At 62.9% G+C, this 19,969-nt stretch carries 13 protein-coding genes; 6 read left to right on the forward strand and 7 right to left on the reverse strand.

Features of this window, described 5'->3' with window-relative positions; genetic code table 11:
* Nucleotides 1–46: 46 nt before the first annotated feature.
* Nucleotides 47–952, reverse strand: a complete 906-nt coding sequence (locus PKE98_RS12160; RefSeq protein WP_271195558.1) for a LysR family transcriptional regulator — start codon at nucleotides 950–952, stop codon at nucleotides 47–49.
* Between the two features lie 157 nt (nucleotides 953–1,109).
* Here PKE98_RS12160 and ycaC point away from each other — a divergent pair, with 157 nt between their 5' ends.
* Nucleotides 1,110–1,742 carry an isochorismate family cysteine hydrolase YcaC gene (gene ycaC / locus PKE98_RS12165; RefSeq protein WP_271195559.1) on the forward strand — a complete coding sequence of 211 codons (633 nt, stop codon included), beginning with the start codon at nucleotides 1,110–1,112 and terminating at the stop codon, nucleotides 1,740–1,742.
* A gap of 75 nt (nucleotides 1,743–1,817) precedes the next feature.
* Nucleotides 1,818–2,594 (forward strand): alpha/beta fold hydrolase, encoded by a 777-nt coding sequence (locus PKE98_RS12170; RefSeq protein WP_271195560.1) that lies wholly within the window; start codon nucleotides 1,818–1,820, stop codon nucleotides 2,592–2,594.
* Nucleotides 2,595–2,890: 296 nt separating this feature from the next.
* Here the strand turns inward: PKE98_RS12170 and PKE98_RS12175 are convergent, their stop codons facing one another.
* Both PKE98_RS12175 and PKE98_RS12180 read right to left on the reverse strand, forming a co-directional pair.
* Nucleotides 2,891–4,249, reverse strand: a complete 1,359-nt coding sequence (locus PKE98_RS12175; protein WP_271195561.1) for a heavy metal sensor histidine kinase — start codon at nucleotides 4,247–4,249, stop codon at nucleotides 2,891–2,893.
* A complete protein-coding gene (locus PKE98_RS12180; protein WP_271195562.1) occupies nucleotides 4,246–4,917 on the reverse strand; it encodes a heavy metal response regulator transcription factor in 672 nt (223 codons plus the stop codon). The genes PKE98_RS12175 and PKE98_RS12180 overlap by 4 nt, the downstream gene beginning before the upstream one ends.
* Nucleotides 4,918–5,061: 144 nt before the next feature.
* Here PKE98_RS12180 and PKE98_RS12185 point away from each other — a divergent pair, with 144 nt between their 5' ends.
* Entirely contained in the window at nucleotides 5,062–5,556 is a 495-nt protein-coding gene (locus PKE98_RS12185) for a GlcG/HbpS family heme-binding protein (protein ID WP_373877854.1), read from the forward strand.
* A 16-nt stretch (nucleotides 5,557–5,572) separates the two neighbouring features.
* Entirely contained in the window at nucleotides 5,573–5,983 is a 411-nt protein-coding gene (gene uraH / locus PKE98_RS12190) for a hydroxyisourate hydrolase (RefSeq protein WP_271195564.1), read from the forward strand.
* Nucleotides 5,984–6,131: 148 nt separating this feature from the next.
* Here the strand turns inward: uraH and PKE98_RS12195 are convergent, their stop codons facing one another.
* Nucleotides 6,132–7,163 (reverse strand): sensor domain-containing diguanylate cyclase, encoded by a 1,032-nt coding sequence (locus PKE98_RS12195; RefSeq protein WP_271195565.1) that lies wholly within the window; start codon nucleotides 7,161–7,163, stop codon nucleotides 6,132–6,134.
* A 439-nt stretch (nucleotides 7,164–7,602) separates the two neighbouring features.
* Between PKE98_RS12195 and PKE98_RS12200 the strand changes: the two genes are divergently transcribed.
* Entirely contained in the window at nucleotides 7,603–7,779 is a 177-nt protein-coding gene (locus PKE98_RS12200) for a hypothetical protein (protein WP_271195566.1), read from the forward strand.
* 165 nt (nucleotides 7,780–7,944) lie between these two features.
* Here the strand turns inward: PKE98_RS12200 and PKE98_RS12205 are convergent, their stop codons facing one another.
* Nucleotides 7,945–16,560, reverse strand: a complete 8,616-nt coding sequence (locus PKE98_RS12205; RefSeq protein WP_271195567.1) for a glycoside hydrolase family 94 protein — start codon at nucleotides 16,558–16,560, stop codon at nucleotides 7,945–7,947.
* Between the two features lie 834 nt (nucleotides 16,561–17,394).
* Nucleotides 17,395–18,138 (reverse strand): Crp/Fnr family transcriptional regulator, encoded by a 744-nt coding sequence (locus PKE98_RS12210; protein WP_271195568.1) that lies wholly within the window; start codon nucleotides 18,136–18,138, stop codon nucleotides 17,395–17,397.
* 215 nt (nucleotides 18,139–18,353) lie between these two features.
* On the opposite strand from PKE98_RS12210, the gene PKE98_RS12215 reads away from it, so the two are divergent.
* Nucleotides 18,354–18,884, forward strand: coding sequence for an acyl-CoA thioesterase (locus PKE98_RS12215; protein ID WP_271195569.1), 531 nt, complete (start codon nucleotides 18,354–18,356; stop codon nucleotides 18,882–18,884).
* Between the two features lie 284 nt (nucleotides 18,885–19,168).
* Here the strand turns inward: PKE98_RS12215 and PKE98_RS12220 are convergent, their stop codons facing one another.
* Nucleotides 19,169–19,753 (reverse strand): MFS transporter permease, encoded by a 585-nt coding sequence (locus PKE98_RS12220; protein ID WP_271195570.1) that lies wholly within the window; start codon nucleotides 19,751–19,753, stop codon nucleotides 19,169–19,171.
* Nucleotides 19,754–19,969 lie beyond the last annotated feature (216 nt).

Raw genomic sequence — 19,969 nt, forward strand, 5'->3', positions numbered from 1 at the left:
GCTAGGAAGATCAAAATCTCGAGGCTGAACCTGCAAACAAGGTCAATCACGCCATATCACTCTGACTAAACTCCTCCCCGAGAAAATCAATCAACGTCCTCACCGAGGGCAACAATCCGCGCCGCGAAGGGAAGATGGCGTGCACAATCCCGCACTTGGGCGTCCAACCCGGCAGCATTTCCACCAGCGTGCCGCCCGCCAGATCATCCCGTACCGCTACCTTTGGCAAGTGCACAATGCCCACCCCCGCCAGCGCCGCATCCCGCAGTGCGCGCAAGTCATCGGTCACCATCCGGGGCCGGTGGGCAATCTGTACCCCTGCGCCCTCGGCGTTGAACAACTCCCAGTGATACTCGCGCTGCTGCCCGCCCCAGAACAGGCTCGGCAAACGGCTTAATTCGTCTGGCGCAAAGCCCACGCCCAGGCACTGGGCGTACTGCGGGTGGCCCACCAGGCATTGGGTGCTGTTGGCCAATACCTTCATCACCATGTCGGTGTTTTCCAGCGGCGGAAAGCGCACGCGCAGGGCGATATCAAACCCCTCATGCAGTACGTCCACCCGGCGATTGGTGGCCTCCAGTGCCAACTCCACCAACGGGTACTTGAGCATATAGCGCGTCAGCATCGGCCCCACCCAGGAGTTCAGCAGGGTCGTGGGGCAGGCCAGGCGAATAAGCCCGCGCGGTTCGCTGCGGTTGCGCTCAATGACCTCGGCGGCGCTTTCGGCCTCCACGCGCATAGCCACGCAGCGCTGGTAATACGCCTGGCCGATTTCGGTCAGCGCGCTGTGCCGGCTGGTGCGCTGCAACAGGCGAACGCCCAGGCGTTCTTCAAGTTGCGTAATGCGCCGGCTCAGCTTGCTCTTGGGCATGTCCAGCGCGCGGCCAGCGGCGGCAAACCCGCCGTGCTCCACCACCTGGGTGAAGTAGTAGAGGGTGTTGAGGTCTTCCATGATCGTTCTCCAAATGGAACGCTAGAGGCAATTTTTACAGTCTAGTGCAAGAAGGGTGTCGATTTTAAGCTTTACCCATGCCGCAACAACACGGCAGCCACGCAAAAAACCTTAACGCCCAACAGCGGGCACCCAAACAGATAGCGAGGAACGCACCATGACCACTTCTTACAAATACAACCGTCTGGACAAAGACAACGCCGTGGTTCTGCTGGTTGATCACCAGGCTGGTTTGCTCTCCCTGGTTCGCGATATCGAACCGGACAAATTCAAAAACAACGTGCTGGCCGTGGCCGACCTCGCCAAGTTCTTCAAGCTGCCAACCATCCTCACCACCAGCTTTGAAACCGGCCCCAACGGCCCGCTGATGCCAGAGCTGAAAGAGATGTTCCCGGACGCGCCGTACATTGCCCGCCCTGGCCAGATCAATGCTTGGGACAACGAAGACTTCGTCAAAGCCATCAAGGCCACCGGCAAGAAACAACTGATCATCGCCGGCGTAGTCACCGAAGTGTGCGTAGCCTTCCCGGCGCTGGCCGCCATCGAAGAAGGGTTTGATGTGTTCGTGGTGACCGACGCCTCCGGCACCTTCAACGAAATGACCCGCGATGCCGCGTGGAACCGTATGTCCGCCGCCGGTGCGCAACTGATGAACTGGTTTGGCGTGGCCTGTGAGCTGCACCGCGACTGGCGCAACGACATCGAAGGCCTGGGCACTCTGTGCGCGAACCACATTCCTGACTACCGCAACCTGTTCACCAGCTACAACGCATTGACCGCCAGCAAGTAATCGGTCACGCCGCACCCTGAGCGCTGCAGCAGCCTGCTGCAGCCTCTCCCCTGATTCGCAAGGACGGACCCGCTCATGAAACTCACCACCCTGTTCACCAGCCTGGCATTGGCCGTGGCGGTTACCGCAACGGCCCAGGCCGCTCCCGTAAAACCCACCATCGTGCTGGTGCACGGCGCGTTCGCTGACTCTTCCAGTTGGAATGGTGTGGTGAAGGTGCTCGAGCACGACGGCTACACCGTGGTGGCCGCGGCCAACCCGCTGCGCAGCCTGAAAGGTGATGCGCAGTCGGTCACCGAGCTGCTGAAAACGATCCCAAGTCCGGTGGTGCTGGTGGGCCATTCGTATGGCGGGCCGGTGATCAGCGAGGCGGCCTACGGGCAAGCCAATGTCAAAGCGCTGGTGTATGTGGCGGCGTTTGCGCCGGATGTAGGTGAAAGTGCGGTGGCCCTCAGTGGCAAGTACCCGGGCGGCACATTGGGCCCAACCTTGGCGGCGCCCGTGCCGTTGGCCGGTGGGGCGAATGACTTGTATATCCAGCAAGACAAATTCCCCTCCCAGTTTGCCGCTGACGTGCCCAAAGCCGACGCCAAGTTGATGGCTGCGACTCAGCGCCCCGTAACTGACGTGGCGCTTAACGAAGCGGCCACCGAGCCTGCTTGGAAAACCATTCCAAACTGGTGGGTGTATGGCGATGCTGACAAAAACATCCCGCCGCAGGCAATGAAGTTTATGGCTGAGCGGGCGCATGCCAAAGAGACAGTGGTGGTGAAAGGTGCGTCGCACGTGGTGATGATTTCCAACCCTAAAACGGTGGCTCAGGTGATTGAGAAGGCTGCCAAGGGGGGGTAAACCTGCTGCATGAAAAAACCGCTGCCTGGTTGGATACGGGTGGCGGTTTTTTTATCGGCGCCATTTACGCGCTGGGCCTGCTAGCTCGTTTGGTCCCAGATTCCGGGTCCCAGCTTTCGCTGGGACGACTGAAGTTTTTGCCTAGATCACCGTCGTCCCAGCGCAGGCTGGGACCCAGGCTTGTGCAGGGAACGCGAGGACTCGCCACTTCGCTTCGCCCGCTACAACGCCAAGCAGTAAGCAGCCGGAAACGAAAAAAAACCGGGGCTGGGGAGAGGGCGGCCCTTGACCTTGAATTACGCCGCAAACACCAAAACAAACGCCGTTCCACCCTCATCACTGCGCACCCGCACTTCGCCTCCATGCGCCTGCATGATCGACCGCACAATCGCCAACCCCAACCCGCCCGAGTCACCTGGCTGCGCACGCGACGGATCGCAGCGATAAAAACGTTCGAACAGATGGGGCAAATGCTCTACACCAATGACGGGCCCCAGGTTATGCACACTCACCGCCAACCGCTCACCTTCGCGGCGAGTGGAAAGGGTAATAGGCTGGCCGGGCGCACCGTAGCGCAAGGCATTGGCCAGCAAATTCGCCAGCGCCCGGCGCAGCAAATCGGCATCGGCCAGCAACTCACCGTCCGCCTCATTACGCAGCACCACCCCACGCTCTTCGGCCATGCCCTCGAAGTATTCGCACAACTGCTCGCCCAGCGCATGCAAATCGACCGGCTGCACATTGAGCGCCGCCTGCTCGGTGCGAGCGAGAAACAGCATGCTGTCGATCATCCGCGCCAGCCGTTCGTATTCCTCCTGGTTGGACACCAGCAAGTCTTCATACACCGCCACCGTGCGTTCGCGTTGCAGTGTTTGCTGGGTGTGGCCCATCAGGTTACTCAGCGGCGTGCGCATCTCGTGGGCCAGGTCTTCACAGAAACGCGACAGTTGTCCGAAGCCGCCCTCAAGGCGTGCCAGCATATGGTTGAGTGCCTGGCTCAGGGCCTGCAATTCCGCTGTGCTGTGGTACTCATCCAGGCGCAAGTGCAAGTGCTGGCTATCGATGGCCGCCGTGCGTTGTGCCAGTTCGCGTACCGGACGCAGCCCGCGTTGGCTCACCAGCCAGCCCAGGGCAAATGCCAGGACCATGCCGCAGCCCAACGCCGCCCCCAACTTGAGTCGATAGGCGGCAAGCATCTGCTCACGCTCGCTCAGCACCTTGCCGGCGATAAGCGTAAGCCGCTGTTCGCCGCGCTCCATGTTCTGCCACGCCAGGCGCAGCGGTGCACCGTTCGGGTCATCGGCCAACTGCGCCGTTGCGGTGGCGGGCAGCGTCGGGCGCGGCAGGCCGGGCGGGTTGATTTCGATCAGCACCTGGCCGGCGGCGTCCACCACCCACAACAGGTTGTCGCGATTGCCCAACATATTTTCGTAGAGCTGGGGGCGTTCGCGCAGCGCTTCGATGCTGCGGCTGTCGGTCAAAATCGCCTGCATGCGCTGCACCCGGCCCAACAGCGCCTGGTCATCACGCCAGGCAATTTCCTTGTGCAACGCGTGGTACAGGTAAAAGCCGATGGCGCCCAACAGCAGCATGCTTACCAGCGCGAACATCAGCGCCAGCCGCACGCTCAGCGCGCTCGGCGCCCAGCGCTTCACGGTTGCACCGCCAGCGTGTAGCCCATGCCGCGTACCGTGTGGATAAGCTTCAAGGAAAAGGGATCGTCCACCTTGGCGCGCAAGCGGCGGATGGCCACGTCCACCACGTTGGTGTCGCTGTCGAAATTCATCTGCCACACCTGCGAAGCAATCTGCGCCCGCGACAGCACTTCACCCTCGCGGCTGATCAGCAAGTGCAGCAGGGCAAATTCCTTGTTGGTCAAGCTCAGCCGCTGGCCCTGGCGCGTCACCTGGCGGCGCAGCAAATCCAGGTGCAAATCAGCCAGCAGAAAGTGCTCCACTTCGCGCGGTGGGCCCCGGCGCAGCAAGGTGCGCACCCGTGCCAGCAACTCGGCATAGGAAAACGGCTTTACCAGGTAATCGTCAGCGCCCAGCTCCAGGCCCTTTACGCGGTCTTCCACGGCATCGCGGGCGGTTAAAAACAGCACGGGTGTTTGCTGGGTGCGGCGGATGATCTGCAGCAACTGCCAGCCGTCGAGGCCCGGCAACTGCACATCCAGAATGATCAGATCAAAGGCGTGCTCTTGCGCCAGGTGCTGGCCGTCCAGGCCGCTGTGCGCCACCTCGACCAGATAGCCCGACTCACTCAGGCCCTTACGCAGGTAATCGGCCGTTTTTACTTCGTCTTCCACCAACAGGATGCGCATCGGTTCCTCCACCACAAGCGCACAAGGCTAGGCGCTTATGCGCCGTTCTCCCATTACAAATTCGTAATGCAGGCGTAATCGGCCCGTGGGGCAGGGCGGTGCAGCATGGCCGCCACTTGCCACTCAACGGACACCGCCATGTTTTTGCGACTTGCTCCCACCACCCTGTTTGCCCTGACGCTCAGCGCCCACGCCATGGCTGCCACCACGCCGCCCGTGGCGCAACGTGCCGATATCACCCTGGCCCTGGCCAACCAACTGCTCAATACCGCCATCACCAGCTGCCACGCCCTTGGCCAGACGGCCGTGGCGGCGGTGGTGGATCGCGGCGGCAACCTGGTGGCGCTGCAGCGTGACGACAATGTCGGCCCGCACAACACTGTGGCCGCGCAGCGCAAAGCCTTTACCGCGCTCTCGACTAAAACCGCCACCAGTGTGCTGGCCGAGCGCGCCCGCAGCAACCCCGATGCCACCAACCTCACCACCCTCAACGAGCTGCTGCTTTTAGGCGGCGGCTTGCCGCTGCGCGTGGGCGATCAGGTAATTGGCGCCATCGGCGTTGCCGGCGCCGGTGGCAGTGCGAACGATGAAGCCTGCGCGCAAACAGCCATCACCCAACACCTGTCCACTCAACCATAACCCCAGGAGTTCCACCATGAAACGCCTTGCCACCCTGCTCGCCAGCCTGGCCTTGAGCGCCGTCGCCAGTCTCACCTACGCTGCCGACAACCCCTTGAGCGTGCACGTGCTCAACCTGCAAGACGGCCTGCCGTCGGCCGGTGTGCGCGTCACCCTCGAACAACAGACTGGCACCACCTGGACCCTGCTCAACAGCGGCAGCACCAACGAACAAGGGCGAATTCCTGCCCTGTACCCTGAAGGCAAGTCGCTGGAAAAAGGTACTTACCGCGTCACCTTCAAAACCGGCGACTGGTTTCGCAGCCACAACGCCGCCACCTTCTTCCCCGAAGTGCCAGTAATGTTCAGTGTTGATGGCGCGGTGGCGCACTACCACATTCCGTTGCTGCTGAGCCCATATGGGTTCTCGACCTATCGCGGCAACTGAGTGACAAAGTACAGATAAACGAAGCCCCGGCCGGTGCGTGCTTGCTGAGCTAATCGTTTGATTCGACATTCCGGGTCCCAGCCTACGCTGGGACGACGGAGGGTTTTGTTCAGAGCACCGTCGGGCTCGCGTAAGGGCAACGCCTGGCTCACACCACCGGCGCAGCCTTGCGCTGCTGCTTGACCCTGTACATCTCCCGATCCGCCAGCTTGATGGCCTCGTCGGCATCCAGCCCATCGGGCAGCAACGCCACCACGCCCACACTGGCGCCGGCATAACGCAGGTCGCCATTGCCCAGCGCATAGCGGCCGATGGTCGCCGTGGTCAGGCGCTGTTGCAGGTGCTCGGCGGCATGGCGCATGGCTGTCGGCAACTCGGCCTGCTCAACCTGCACACCCAACGCCACCACCACGAACTCATCACCACCGGTGCGCCCCAGCACATCGCTGGCGCGCAGGCAGTCTTTGAGGTGGGCGGACACCTCCTGCAAAAAGGTATCGCCGGACTGATGGCCGTAGGTGTCATTCACTTGCTTGAAGCCATCCAGATCCACCATGCCCACCAGCACATAACGCCCCTCACGCCGCGCCAGCGCGAGCACGCGCTGCACTTCGCTCAAAATCGCCCGGCGGTTGTACAGGCCGGTGAGGGCGTCGGTCAGCGCCAGGGTCGCAAGCTCGGTGTTGGTGGTTTGCAACTGCTCCACCAGCGACTCGCGCTCCAGCGAATAACCGAGCAAGGCCGACAGCAACAGCAACATCGGCTCCACTTCCGGCGAGCGGGCCACCTGTGAGGCGCTGGCCGCACACACCGTGCCCAGCACGCGGCCGTCCTGGGCGCGGATCGGCGCGCTTACATAGGTGCGAATGCCCAACGCCTGCGCCGCTTGCGAATCGCCCCAGCACTCGGCCACGTTGTCCGAATACAGGCGGTTTTCATCCAGGGCGCGTTTGCACAGGGTGTCTTCCCACGGCACCACCAACCCCTCGGGAATGGTCATCTCACCCATATTGCGGGCGAACTCGATGCGTTGCACACCGTGCTCGAGGTCAATGGTGGTGAGGTACGTGGATTCCATGCCAGTGACGCGGTGCAGCAGCGTCAACAATGGGCGGGTGAGTTGCTCGACCGTCCTGGCCTTGGGCACGGTTTCCGATAAAAACGACAGGAGATGGTCCATGGCGAGGCTCGGTACTGGCTGGCTACTCTCATAGTGATAGCAAAAGTCTTACATTCTGGATAGCGTCAGGCCGACAGGGTGTGCGGTATCTCTCGCCGTACCCGTTGTTTCTGTCTGGGTGTGCCAGCGCACAGACGAATGCCTGCCAGGCCATGCACGCTGGGCCGCGCAACCTACGCCATCGTGTGGGAGCAAGGCTACCTGAGGGCACCGTGGACCGACCTGAAAACGACCGAGCAAAACCGGCCAACTGGAGTGATGGCGTGCGTGAACCGCGGGTGATCCTCGGCCCATTGCCTAATCGCAATCTTTTGGCTCATCCGGAAAAAACAGCGCGCGCCCCGCGCGTGGTCGAGCAGCGTGCGGCCAACCAACCGTTCGTTGCCGAACCCGATGCTGGCGCTCTGGCATCCACGGCTCAGCCCCTCGCGGATGAATCATGAAAACCACAGCGATGGCAGTGCTCAAAGGTGGCGTTCAGGTGCTCAGACGGGTGTGGTTCTTCATCACCGAGAGCGACCCACCGGAAAAGCCCAAAGCCGGCATTCGCATTTTCAGCCGCGCCAAACCCCGCGCGCCGCGCGCCACGTCCGAGCCACCGATTACCGAGCGCTAGATGTTACACACGCGGTACTGGCCGCCACCGGCCGCCTTGGCCCGGTACACGGCAGCATCGGCGCGGCTGATCAATTCCTCGAAATTGCAGGCATCACGTGGATAGAGCTGATTGAGCCACGTGGTACGCTCAACAATGGCGGGCCTTGGAAGGCCCGTCGGTGCGTTATCCCACTTGATACACCGGTGCCGATGGCGCACAGATGATCCGCACCTGATGCTCCGCGCCATCGTCTTGCAGCACTAAGCCGTCTGCGCTTTGCAGCACGCCATCAAGGTGCCAGGCCGGCGGCTGGCCCACCTCCTGAACCACCTCAATCACGTACACCGTGGCCCCCACCCTATAGCGCAGGGTAAAGCCCGGCCAATCGGCCGGTAGCACCGGCGCCATGCGCAAGGTGTTGCCGGTGCGCTGCAGACCCAGAAGCGATTCGACGATCAGCCGGTACATCCAGCCCGCCGAGCCGGTGTACCAAGTCCAGCCTCCACGCCCGGCATGCGGTGCCACACCGTAGACATCGGCGGCCATCACATAGGGCTCCACCTTGTACACCGCGATGGCCTCGTCGCTGCCGTGGTTCACCGGGTTGATCAAGCGCAGTAGCTCCCAGGCGCGCTCGCTGTCGCCCAGCGCCGCAAAGGCCATGCTCGCCCACACTGCCGCATGGGTGTATTGCCCGCCGTTTTCGCGCACGCCGGGCACGTAGCCTTTGATATAGCCGGGGTCCAGCGCGCTTTTATCGAACGGCGGATCGAGCAATTGCACCAAGCCCAGGTCGCGGCGCAGCAAGTGCTGCTCCAAGGCATTCATGGCCGTGTGTTGCCGGCTGCTACTGCCGGCCTTCGATAGCACCGACCAACTCTGGGCAATGGAGTCGATGCGGCATTCCTCGTTACTCGCCGAGCCCAGCGGCGTGCCGTCGTCAAAGTAGGCGCGGCGGTACCAGCTGCCGTCCCAGCCATGCTGCTCCAGGTTCGCCCGCAGGCCGGCCGCGTAGGTTTCGCAGTGCAGCGCAAACGGCTCATCCCCGTGCAGGCGGGCGGTCGGGGCGAACTGCAGTAGCACGTGGTAGAGGAAAAACCCCAGCCACACACTTTCACCCCGGCCCTGTTCGCCCACACGGTTCATGCCGTCGTTCCAGTCGCCGCCGCCCATCAGCGGCAGGCCATGCACGCCTTGGGTCAGGCCATGCTCGATGGCGCGTACGCAATGCTGATACAGGCTTTCCTGTTCACCGGCGTGGGTCGGCAGGTCGTAATAACTTTCTTCGCCGGCATTGAGCAGACGCCCGCCCAGATAAGCCACCGATTCGTCCAGTACGCCCTGGTCGGCGGTCACGCGCACATACCGGCTGGTGGCCAGCGGTAGCCACAGGTAATCGTCCGAGCAACTGGTGCGCACCCCACGGTTTTGCGGCGGGTGCCACCAGTGCTGCACATCGCCCTCGAAAAATTGATGGGTAGCACACAGCAGCAGATGGGCGCGGCAGGCAAGCGGGCTGGCGTGCAGCATGGCCATGCTGTCTTGCAGCTGATCGCGAAAGCCGATGGCCCCGCCCGACTGGTAATACCCACTGCGGGCCCAGAAGCGGCAGGCGATGGTCTGGTACATCAGCCAGCCGTTCACCAGCACGTCGATATGCGGCTCCGGCGTTTGCACCTGCACGGTGCCCAAGGTGGTTTGCCAATGGGTGCGCACCTGGCTCAATGCCTGCGCCGCCGCACTGGCACCGCGAAAGCGCTGCACCAGCGCCAGGGCAGCCGGACGGTCAATAGCAGCGCCGAGGCGGAAGGTCAGCTCCTGGCTTTCGCCCTCGGCCAACTGCAGCTCCACGCGCAGGGCGGCGCACGGGTCCAGGCCGCCGCCGGTGCGCCCCGACAACCGCGCTTTGCTCATCGCCGCCGGCGCATTGAGACTGCCGTTGCGGCCGAGAAACTCGGTGCGGTCGCCGCTGATGCTGCGCACTGGCGCGTCCACATCAAAAAAGCCCACGCGGCCAGGAAACTCGATGGAAAACGCATTGCGCGCCAGTAACGCACCGCTGAGCGGGTCCTGTTCGGTCACCACATGCATGGCCGACTTTTCCCGTAAATCGCCCAGCACCCAGGCCACATAGCCGGTCGCCGAAAGCCGCCGGCTGCGGCCGCTGGTATTACGAATTTTCAGCCGCGAGAACTTCACCGACGCATCCAGCGCCACATACACCCACAGCTCGCTGTGAATGCCGTCCTCCTCGTGCTCGAACACGCTGTAGCCGAAGCCATGGCGGGTGACATAGCCCCCTGAGCCTGCGCGAGGCAGTGGGGTGGGTGACCAGTAATGGCCGCTGTCTTCATCGCGCAGGTACAGCGCCTCATCGCTGCCATCGGATACCGGGTCGTTGTGCCACGGGCTCAGGCGAAATTCATGGGCGTTTTCCGCCCAGGTGTAGGCGCCGCCACTTTCGCTGATCACCGTGCCAAAGTGGGGGTTAGCCAACACGTTGGCCCACGGCGCTGGCGTGCTGCTGCCTTGGCCCAGGTGAATAACGTACTCGCTGCCATCGGCGCTAAAGCCGCCGTATTGGTTGCCCAGTAACAAAGCTGGCTGTGGTTCTGCCGGTGTCGCCTGGCGGCGCGGGCGACGCATCAGGCCTGCATCAAAACGCGGCAACGGCGGTTCGGCGCGGCGCTTGTGTATTTGTTCGGCCAGGCTGCCGCGGCTGTCGCTCAGCACCAGACGGGCAACAGCGAGCATCAGCAAACGGTCCTCGCTGGAGAGCTGCTGCGCCGGCCGCACAAAAATGCCGCCCGGGCGGTCCACCAGCGCCGCTTCGCTGCCGGACGTTACCAAGGCCATGATCAGGTCCTGCAACTGCTGGCGATAGCCCACCTGGTCTTCGTTCCAGATCACCAAATCCACCGCCAGGCCTTTCTGCCGCCAGTAGGCGTGGGCCTGCACCAACTGGCGCACCAGTTCGATGTTGGCCGGGTCGGCAATCTGCACCAGCACAATCGGCAAGTCGCCGGAAATCGCCTGGCCCCACAAGCCGGACTGGTTGCGCTGGTTCCCCGTCAGCACACTGGCATCGGCGCGCAGCGAGGCGTTGGCATACACAATCGAGGCGGCCATCTGCTCGAACAGGCGGGCATCCGACAGCGAGGCATTGAGCTGGCGCAGCAGCACCTGGCTGTGGGTCCAGGCCAGGCCAAACACCCGGTCGGCCAGGTGTTTGTCGCGGTATTTGTCGATCAACTGCAAGCAATGCTCGCGGCTTTGGCCCATGCCCGTCACCAGGTCGATGGTGGCGGTCTGGCCGGGGTCCAGGGTGATGCGGCAACGAATCGCCACCACCGGGTCGAGCACCGAGCCTGCGCTACCGGACAGCCGTTCGTTGCCGCTGTCCATGGCCGCCGGTTCGCTCAGGTTGCGGCCGCGGCCGATAAAGCGGGCACGGTCGGTTTCATAGGAAATGGCCTCGATATCCACCCCATGGGCCGCCAGCAAATGGCACATCCACGGCACCGGCTCATGGCTGGAACGCGGCCGCCGGCTACACAAAATGGCCTGCAACGGCAGCAGCAACTCGGTCTGCACAAACAGCTTGCTGAAGGCCGGGTGCAAGGCATCGGCGGTGGTCGGCGCCAACACCACTTCGGCATAACTGGTGAGCTCGATGGTGCGCCGCACCCGCGCACGGTTGGTGAGGTGCAGGCGGCGCAGCTCGATATCGTCTTCGGGTGACACGACGATTTCGGTGTGCGTATCGAACTCCCGTTCACGCACGCGGAATTCGGCGCGGGCATCGGTGAAAATCGCCTCGTAACTGTCCACCGGTTGCAGGGTGGGCTGGTGCGCGGTGGACCAGAAGCTGCCGCTGGCCACATCGCGCAGGTAACAGAACAGGCCCAGGTTCTCGCTGCTGATGTCCTCGTGCCAACGGGTGACCGCCAACTCATTGCAGCGGCTGTAACCGCCGCCGGCGCTGCTGACCATCACGTGATAACGGCCATTGGAAAGCAGCTGCACCGCCGGGCGTTTGCGGTCCGGGTCGGTGTATACGCGCAGCTTGGTTTCCGTTTCCCGCGCGGCTGCATCGGCCACCGGCGCGTTGGCCGCGTGCAAATACTGCGCGGCGCTTTTCGGCACCCGTTCTTGCAGCAGCAGGGCAGTGGCCTTGAACTGCGGGTCCGACTCAAACCGCCGTTGCATCGGCCGGTCCAGCAGCACATACGCCAGGGCCAGCAAACTCATGCCCTGGTGGTGCGCCATAAACGATTGCACCACCGCCTGGCTCTGGCCACGGGGCAGGCGCGCCGGGGTGAAGTCCACCGCCTCATACAAGCCATAGGCACCGGCCAGGCCCATGCCGGCCAGGCGCTGCAGGTTTTTACACGCCGCGTGCGGCGCCACCATCAAGGCCAAAACCGAGGCGTAGGGCGCCACCACCACGTCTTCACCGAGCCCGCGTTTAAGCCCCAGGCCCGGCACGCCAAAGGCGCGGTACTGGTAATTGAAGTGGGCGTCGAACACGTTGTACCCCGACTCCGATACCCCCCACGGCAGGCCTAACTGGTTGCCATGTTCCATCTGCCGCGCCACCGCGGCATTGCAGGTCTGGTCCAGCAGGGTGCCGGCGTAGGTGGGCATTACCAGCTGCGGCATCAGGTACTCGAACATCGAGCCGGTCCAGGACAGCAACACCGGTTCGCCGCCATTGCTGGTGAGCAAACGGCCGAGGGTAAACCAGCCTTCCTGGGGCAGTTGGCCCTGGGCGATCACGACAAAATTGGTTAGCCGCGCTTCGGAAGCGAGCAGGTCGTAATAGGCGCGGTCCAGGCGGTTTTCATCGGCGTTGTAACCGATGGCAAACAGGTCGCGACTGGCGTCGTACAAAAAGCTGAAATCCATCTGTGCCAAGTCGCCGGCCAGTTGCGCCAGGTGCTCGGCACTGGCAATGCGCCGTCGCGCATAGCTGCACACGCTCGCCACCTGGGCTTGCTGCTGGGGCGGCCAGAGGTCGCTTTCCACCTGCGCGAGTTCCGCCCAGGTGGTGGGCAACTGCGCCAGCCGCTCGCCGCTTGCCACCGGCAGGCGTATATCGGCCAGCTCGCTGCATAAATCATTGCAATGGCCCAGCAGCAGGCTCAGCCACGCCTGGGCCTCGCTGCCGGCCGGCGGCCGGTGGTTCTCCCAGAGCGCCACCGCTTGCCCGTACAGGCGGTTAACGCACTGCCAACTGGCCTCCAGATCGGCCGGGGGGGGCTGCACGATAGCGGCCAGGGCTTGCTCCAGCGCCGCCAAGGGTGGCTCGGCCAAGCCGTCCTTCAACCAGGCTGCTTTCATTACCGCCAGGGTGTCGCCAAGCCCGGTAAACAGGCGGGCGCCGAACAACGGTTGGGTGGGCAACTCCATCAGGCCGGCGCGCAGGGTCAGCAGCAGGCCGGCAAGGTTGCCGCTGTCCACCGTCGACACATAGTGAGGCGGCAGCGGTTGCAAGGTTTGCGTGTCGTACCAGTTATAAAAATGCCGGCGATGACGCTCCAGCCCGGCCATGCTGTTCAGCGAAAATTCCAAGCGCAGCAGCAGGCGGGTAGCGCTCAGGTAGCCGAAATCATAAGCCGCTAGGTGCGACAGCAACGCCATGCCCATATTGGTCGGCGAGGTGCGGTGCGCCACCACAGCTATTGGCTGCTCCTGCATATTGTCCGGCGGCAGCCAGTTATCCGCCGGCCCGACAAACCGGTCGAAAAAGGCCCAGGTCTTGCGCGCCAGCAGGCGCAAAAACAGCAACTCATCGCGGCTCGGCGTAAACACCGCACGCCGTCGCGGCCGGCTCAGCCACCAGGCGATGCACGGGCTGGCCCACCACAGCAGCAGAAACGGCGCGGCCACCAGCAAGGCGAAAGGGCGGGTGACCAACAGCCCTGCCACCAACGTGCTCAATAGTGGCGCGGCCCACATCAGGCGATACAGGCCCAGCAAGCCATTGCTGTCCGAACGCTCCACCTCCCGCGAGGGGCTCCACTGCAACAACCGCCGACGGCTGATGCCCATGCGCCACAGCGTGCGGCCGATGGCATCCAGGCTGAGCGCCGTTTCAAACGGCAACCACACCAAGGCCAGCAAGGCCCGGGCAAAGTGCAGGGTGGCGGCCCACCAGGTGACGCGCAGGTGTTGCACCAGCGGAATGTCATGGGCCTTGCGCAGCAACTCCAGCAAGGAGTTGAGCAGCGGCTGGGTCAGCACCAAAACCAGCACGGCCAGGGTCCAGGACAACACCGACTCCAGCGCCACCCAGCCCCACACCAGCATCAACAAAAACGCCAATGGCTCCAGGCTGCGGCGCAGGTTGTCGAACAGCTTCCAACGCGCCAGGGCATCGAGTTGCACACGTTGCGCATCGCTGGCAAACACCCGCGGCAACAGCCACGGTAGCAACTGCCAGTCACCGCGGATCCAGCGGTGGCGGCGCTTGGAGTCGGCGCTGTAGTGGGCCGGATGTTCCTCGTACAACTGCACATCGCTGAGCAAGCCGGCGCGGGCATAACAGCCCTCGATCAGGTCGTGGCTGAGGATGCAGTTATCGGGAAAGCGCTCGGCCAGTGCCAGCTCGAAAGCGTCTACGGCGTAGATGCCTTTGCCGATAAACGAGCCCTGCTGAAAGAGGTCCTGGTACACGTCGGAGACGGCACGGGTGTAGGGGTCTACTCCGGCATCACTGCCAAACAACTGGGCATACAGCGAACGCGCCACACTGGGCAGGCTGATGCTGACCCGTGGCTGCAAAATGGCGTAGCCGGCGGTGACCCGTCGGGATACCGGGTCGAACACGGCCTGGTTAAGCGGGTGGGCCATGGCGCCGACCAACTGGCGGGCCACGTCGCGGGGGAGCTGGGTGTCGGTGTCCAGGGTGATGACGTAACGCACCGTGGGCAGCTCATCAATAGCGCCGACAATCAGGGCAAAGCGCTCAAGGCCCTGGCCTCGCAACACGGCATTGAGCTCGGCAAGCTTGCCGCGTTTGCGCTCAAAGCCCATCCATACGCCTTCGCTGGCACTCCAACGCCGGGGCCGATGCAACAGGTAAAAATACGGCGCGCCGGCGGCCGGGTACTGGCGGTTAAGCGCCTCGATCAATGCGCTGGCCAGTTGCAGCAGCGCGGCGTCGCCGGGCATTACTTCGCTGGCGGCGTCCATAAAATCCGTGAGCAAGGCGAAGTGCAGGTTGGCGTCGCGGTTGGCCAGAAAACGCACCTCCAGGCCTTCCACCAATTCCTCCACATCGCGCGCCGAGCCCATCAGCGTCGGCACCACCACCAGAGTGCGCGCGTGGTCGGCAATGCCCTCGCTGTAATCCATACGCGGCAATACATCCGGCGCCACCGTGAGCGTGACCAGCCAATTGACCAGCCCGATGGCCAGGCGACTGGTCATCACCAACGCCGCCGTGCCAAGCAACCACAAGCCCACGCCGCCCAGGCCTGCCAGGTGCGCAGTGTGCAAAAACGGCCAGGCAAACAGCACGCTCAGCACCACCACCGGGGTCAGAAAAAACGTCAGCGGCGCCCGTTGCAGCAGCCGCTGCCAGCCTTCCCTGAAGGTGCTGCGGGCGCCCAACTGGCGCTCCAGCAACGCCCGCCCGCGATCCACCAGATAAAAACCGACATGGGCCTTCACCCCGGGGTCTGCCACGTCCGCCGGACTGGCCTGGGCCAGTGCCAAGGCTGTGCGCGCCACGTGTTCCTCGCGCTGGCCACTGTGCTTGGCTACGCGCTCGATGACATGGCGGTAGTGGTCGCGGGTAGCGAAATCCATACTGGCATACACGCCGGCCGGGTCGCCGCACAGCACCTCTTCCACCCGGCTCAGGCGCTCGACAAAGCCGCGCCAGTCGGTCGCCGCCAGCACGCGCAAGCTGCGAATGCTGTTGCCCACCGACACCTGCTCGGCTGCCTGCTGCTGGGCATCCAATTGCACCAGGCGCTCGATATTCAAACCGCCCTCGGCCAGCACCTGCTCAATCCAATTCAACGGCAAAATCAACGCCGCACTTTGCCCCTGCAGCCGCCTGGCCAGTTCAGCGACAAACGAGCTGGTCATAGGCGGCTGCGAGCGGGCCATGTCGGCCACCGTCAGCACCACGCTCTTGGCATCCAACTCCACGGTTTCGCTTAAACGGTCGGCCCAATCGTTGGCCAGATTGCGGTCAGCCCAGTTGGCCATCACCCGCGAGGCGACGCGGCGCAAGTTATCGATAAGCGCCAGGCGCAGCATGATAGGGATGGCCCACAGCTCCCCGAGGGTAAGCGGCTCCACCGACTGATACGCCTGCAAAAAACGTGTGAGGCTTTCGCTGTCCACCCGGCCATCGCCGTGGGAAATGGTTTCCAGGGCAATGTCATATACCCGTGGCAACCCCTTGCTGGGGCCACTTGCCAGGCGCGGCAACTCGCGGCTATAGCCACGCGGCAAATGCTTGCGCGCGGTACGAATCTGCTCTTCCACCAGGTAAAAATTATCCAGCAACCACTCCGCCGCCGGCGTGGCGCGGCGAGTGGCCGGCGGCACCTCATTCAGCAACGCGACACTGCGCGCCAGCAACGCCTCGTTTTCCGTCAACCGGGCCAGCAACGTGTCGGCGCTGGTGCCCTTGGCCAACGTGTGATCGCTCGCCAACTGCAGGCCGTGGTTAGCCATTTGCTCCGTGCTGAACAACTCGGCGCGCAGCACCGGCTCATACTCAAATTTCGGCGGTGACGGGCGCAGCGGCGCGAGTACGCGGTTCCATAGACTGTTCATCAATTCCTTGGCCACCACGGGTAAAGCACACCACGTGGCAGTGATGAAGGGCGACGCCAATGGGCATCGCGAGGTGGGCCGGGGCCCTGAAGACGATAAAGCTGGCCGCGCAGGCGCGGCGCCTTACCGGCTTGCAGTGTGGGCGCGTGGAGGGAGAGGTGTATGTTCGGTAGCACACATAGCCGGGGAGGGCGGTGCTTGCAGGCCCGACCAATCGCGGCTGAAGCCGCTCCGACAAAAACGCGCCCCCTGTAGGAGAGGCTTCAGCCTGGAGTTCTTGATCTACCGCTCTTGATCTACCGCTCTTGATCTACCGCTCTTGATCTACCGCTCTTGATCTACCGCTCTTGATCTGCCGCTCTTGATCTACCGCTCTTGATCTGCCGCTCTTGATCTATCGTTTGTGATCTACCCGCCCCTTTAGCGCCAGGCCGAGTGGAGTCGTTGCGTAAGGGGTCGTAGCGGCCGGGAGCCGCGAAGAGGGATGGGGCCATGGATGGCCCTCAGCCCGGCCCCTGGAGTAACGACGTAGGGAGGGAACCCGAAGCGCAGCGTAGGGCCCAGGTAGGGGCAAGATTTTTTGGTTTCTTTTTCATCGATTGGAAAAAGAAACTCGCGCGTAAGGCGCGAAACAAAACGTTCAGCGCACGCGGTAAAACAGAAAAAACACCGCTCGCCAGAAAAGCGAAAAGGTGCGCGCAGCACACCCTACAAAAGCCTCGCGCGTAAGGCGCGAAACAAAACGTTCAGCGCACGCGGTAAAACAGAAAAAACACCGCTCGCCAGAAAACCGCAAAGGTGCGCATAGCACACCCTACAAAAGCCTCAAGGCGCTCAGCCCACCCTCGGCGCATGCAGGTAGGGCAACAACCGATCCGTTTCCCGCTTCACCACCGCATAACACTCACAACTCAACCGCTCCAACTTGGCCCGGTCCAACACCGTAATCCGCCCCCGGCTGTACTCAATAACCCCCAGCCGCTGCAGCTTGCCCGCAGCATCAGTCACCCCCTCACGACGCACGCCGAGCATATTGGCGATCAACTCCTGCGTCATAACCAACTCATTGCCCGGCAGGCGATCCAGCGACAACAACAACCACCGGCACAGCTGCTGATCAATCGAATGATGCCGATTGCACACCGCCGTCTGCGACATCTGCGTAATCAACGCCTGGGTATACCGCAGCATCAACTGCAACAACTCGCCATGGCGATTGAACTCATCCTTGAGCCGCTGCCCCGGCAGCCGAAACGCCTGCCCCGCGCTTTGCACCACGGCGCGGCTGGGCGTGCTTTCACCCCCCATAAACACCGCCACGCCAATCAGCCCGTCATTGCCCACCACGGCGATCTCCGCCGAGGCGCCGCTCTCCATCACATACAGCAGCGAGACAATGGCATCGGTCGGAAAATACACATGGCGCAGCGTACTGCCCGACTCATACACCACCTCACCGAGCGTCAACGACACTGGCTCCAGATGGGTAAACAGGCGCTGCTGTACATCGTCGGGCAAGGCCGCCAACAAGTGATTGCTCAGTGGAGACGTTGGTGCGGGGGGCGATACCGTAGACATAACTACCACCTGAGTGAGAAACACGCTGGCTGTTGCCAAGGTGGTGCAGCACCGCAATTGCGGGAGTGCAGAGTATGAGACTACCCCCCAGGCGAAACCTTCGGTTTGTTTGTGCACGGGCGTACCCGCCATAAGCCCCGCGAATACCGCGCAAACCTGGCCAGCCCGCGCAGCGCTGCATTAGCGTGGCGCATCCACCAAGCAAGGAGCCGCCCATGTCCGGCCTGCTGCGCAACCTGCTCGCCCTGCTGATTGGCCTGTTGCACCACAACCGCAAAAACGCCGACAGCACCGTGACCACCACCTTCTGGGTCACCCCGCTGGACGCCGGCCTCAAGGTGCTCAAAAGCGACAAATACCTGCAATACGCCGAGACCGCGCAACTCGACTACCTGCTGCACATCGGCCAGTTCTTTCCGGTGCTGCGCAGCGGCGCCAGCTTTGTGAACGTGGCCCTACAGGTGCAATTTTTCCGCCCCGTGCCGCTGTTCAGCCGCGTGACCGTGGAAACCCGATTGCTCTACACCACCGACAAATGCGCCTACTTCGCCCACCGCCTGTTTGCCAAAGGCACGCTGGCGGCGGAAGTGCTGGTGAAAATGAAGTTCAAACGGGGCAGGGCGACGGTGGCGCCGGCTGCGTTTTTGGCTGTGAGCTTTGCGCAGGTGCCCGAGCAGGTGCAGCGTTGGGAGGCGGCATTACAAGGGTCGCAAGCGACCGCGCCAGCCCCTGTAAAAAAGGGCTGACCCGGCACGGGTGCTACTTGCCGTCCAACCCCAGCGAGATCAACACAAATCCGGCGATGACAACTAGCCAGAACACCATCACTTGCGCGCGAATTCGCGTTCAACGGCATGGCTGGCGCAACAGGGCACTTGTGGGGTGGGCTGCATGGGGCCGACTGGGCCCGCAACAAGGCTCGAGGCTGAAGCCTCTCCTGCAGGAGTCGCGCTGCCTGTGGGAGAGGCTTTAGCCTCGAGCTTTTGATCCTGTAACGGAGTTGGGGCCGCCAAAGCCTTTACATGCCGGGCTAGGACCCCAGCGCCAGGAGCACAAAACCCACTGTCGCCATTACCCAGATCAGTGCGCCAGGCACCACGAAAAACCAGTTCCACCCCGAAAACGCGTCGTTGCTTTGCCCGGCCGGGTCGCCGCTGGCCAAGTTGGCTTGGCGCTGCATGCCAATGAGCGGCAGCACTTTTGCTACCAGCACCAACACGATCAACGGCATGGCCACCACCTGCGACCACGCTCCGTAGCGCTCAAAGCCATTCACCACCCAGCCCAACACCACCAGCCCCACCAACCATGTAGGCGCCGAGTCATACCGCCACGACGGACGTTCCATCAACATCAGGCGCTTGCTGATCAGCGCCGACAAACTGTGCACAAAGAAAATATAAAATAGCCCCCGCGCCGCCGGCAGCACCTTGTAGCCCGCACTACGGCGCTGGCTAAACCACTGTTTGAAGCTCCAATACAGCGTGTAGTAGCCGAACGTGCACAGGTACAACACGCAGAGCTTGCGAGTGGATGTCACAAAAAAAGGCGGGCCGAAAGGAGCGAGCGGTTTGTCGATGAGTTCGGCTTTGGGGGCGTCGTAGAGATTTTCCATGACCGGTCCTTGGTGGAGTGGCTGCACAGGAAAGGCAGCGTTTGTAGCTGCGATGGCAGACGGGGAGATGCATCCGTGCAAGGTGCGTAGTGTCAGGGCCGGGCAGGGTGAAAATCAACAGCCCCCGGCTTTTTTACGGCGGCTCGGTTCGTATACAGTGCTGCAGTTTTCAAGGACGAGAGACCGACAGATGCCATGGCAATGCGCAGGCGGTAA

This window comes from Pseudomonas turukhanskensis, assembly GCF_027922365.1.
In the GTDB taxonomy this organism is placed as follows: domain Bacteria; phylum Pseudomonadota; class Gammaproteobacteria; order Pseudomonadales; family Pseudomonadaceae; genus Aquipseudomonas; species Aquipseudomonas turukhanskensis.

Coding starts and splice junctions, on each gene's coding strand:
- PKE98_RS12160 (WP_271195558.1), bottom strand. CDS start 952: ATGGAAGACCTCAACACCCTCTACTACTTCACCCAGGTGGTGGAGCAC.
- ycaC (WP_271195559.1), top strand. CDS start 1,110: ATGACCACTTCTTACAAATACAACCGTCTGGACAAAGACAACGCCGTG.
- PKE98_RS12170 (WP_271195560.1), top strand. CDS start 1,818: ATGAAACTCACCACCCTGTTCACCAGCCTGGCATTGGCCGTGGCGGTT.
- PKE98_RS12180 (WP_271195562.1), bottom strand. CDS start 4,917: ATGCGCATCCTGTTGGTGGAAGACGAAGTAAAAACGGCCGATTACCTG.
- uraH (WP_271195564.1), top strand. CDS start 5,573: ATGAAACGCCTTGCCACCCTGCTCGCCAGCCTGGCCTTGAGCGCCGTC.
- PKE98_RS12195 (WP_271195565.1), bottom strand. CDS start 7,163: ATGGACCATCTCCTGTCGTTTTTATCGGAAACCGTGCCCAAGGCCAGG.
- PKE98_RS12200 (WP_271195566.1), top strand. CDS start 7,603: ATGAAAACCACAGCGATGGCAGTGCTCAAAGGTGGCGTTCAGGTGCTC.
- PKE98_RS12205 (WP_271195567.1), bottom strand. CDS start 16,560: ATGAACAGTCTATGGAACCGCGTACTCGCGCCGCTGCGCCCGTCACCG.
- PKE98_RS12210 (WP_271195568.1), bottom strand. CDS start 18,138: ATGTCTACGGTATCGCCCCCCGCACCAACGTCTCCACTGAGCAATCAC.
- PKE98_RS12215 (WP_271195569.1), top strand. CDS start 18,354: ATGTCCGGCCTGCTGCGCAACCTGCTCGCCCTGCTGATTGGCCTGTTG.
- PKE98_RS12220 (WP_271195570.1), bottom strand. CDS start 19,753: ATGGAAAATCTCTACGACGCCCCCAAAGCCGAACTCATCGACAAACCG.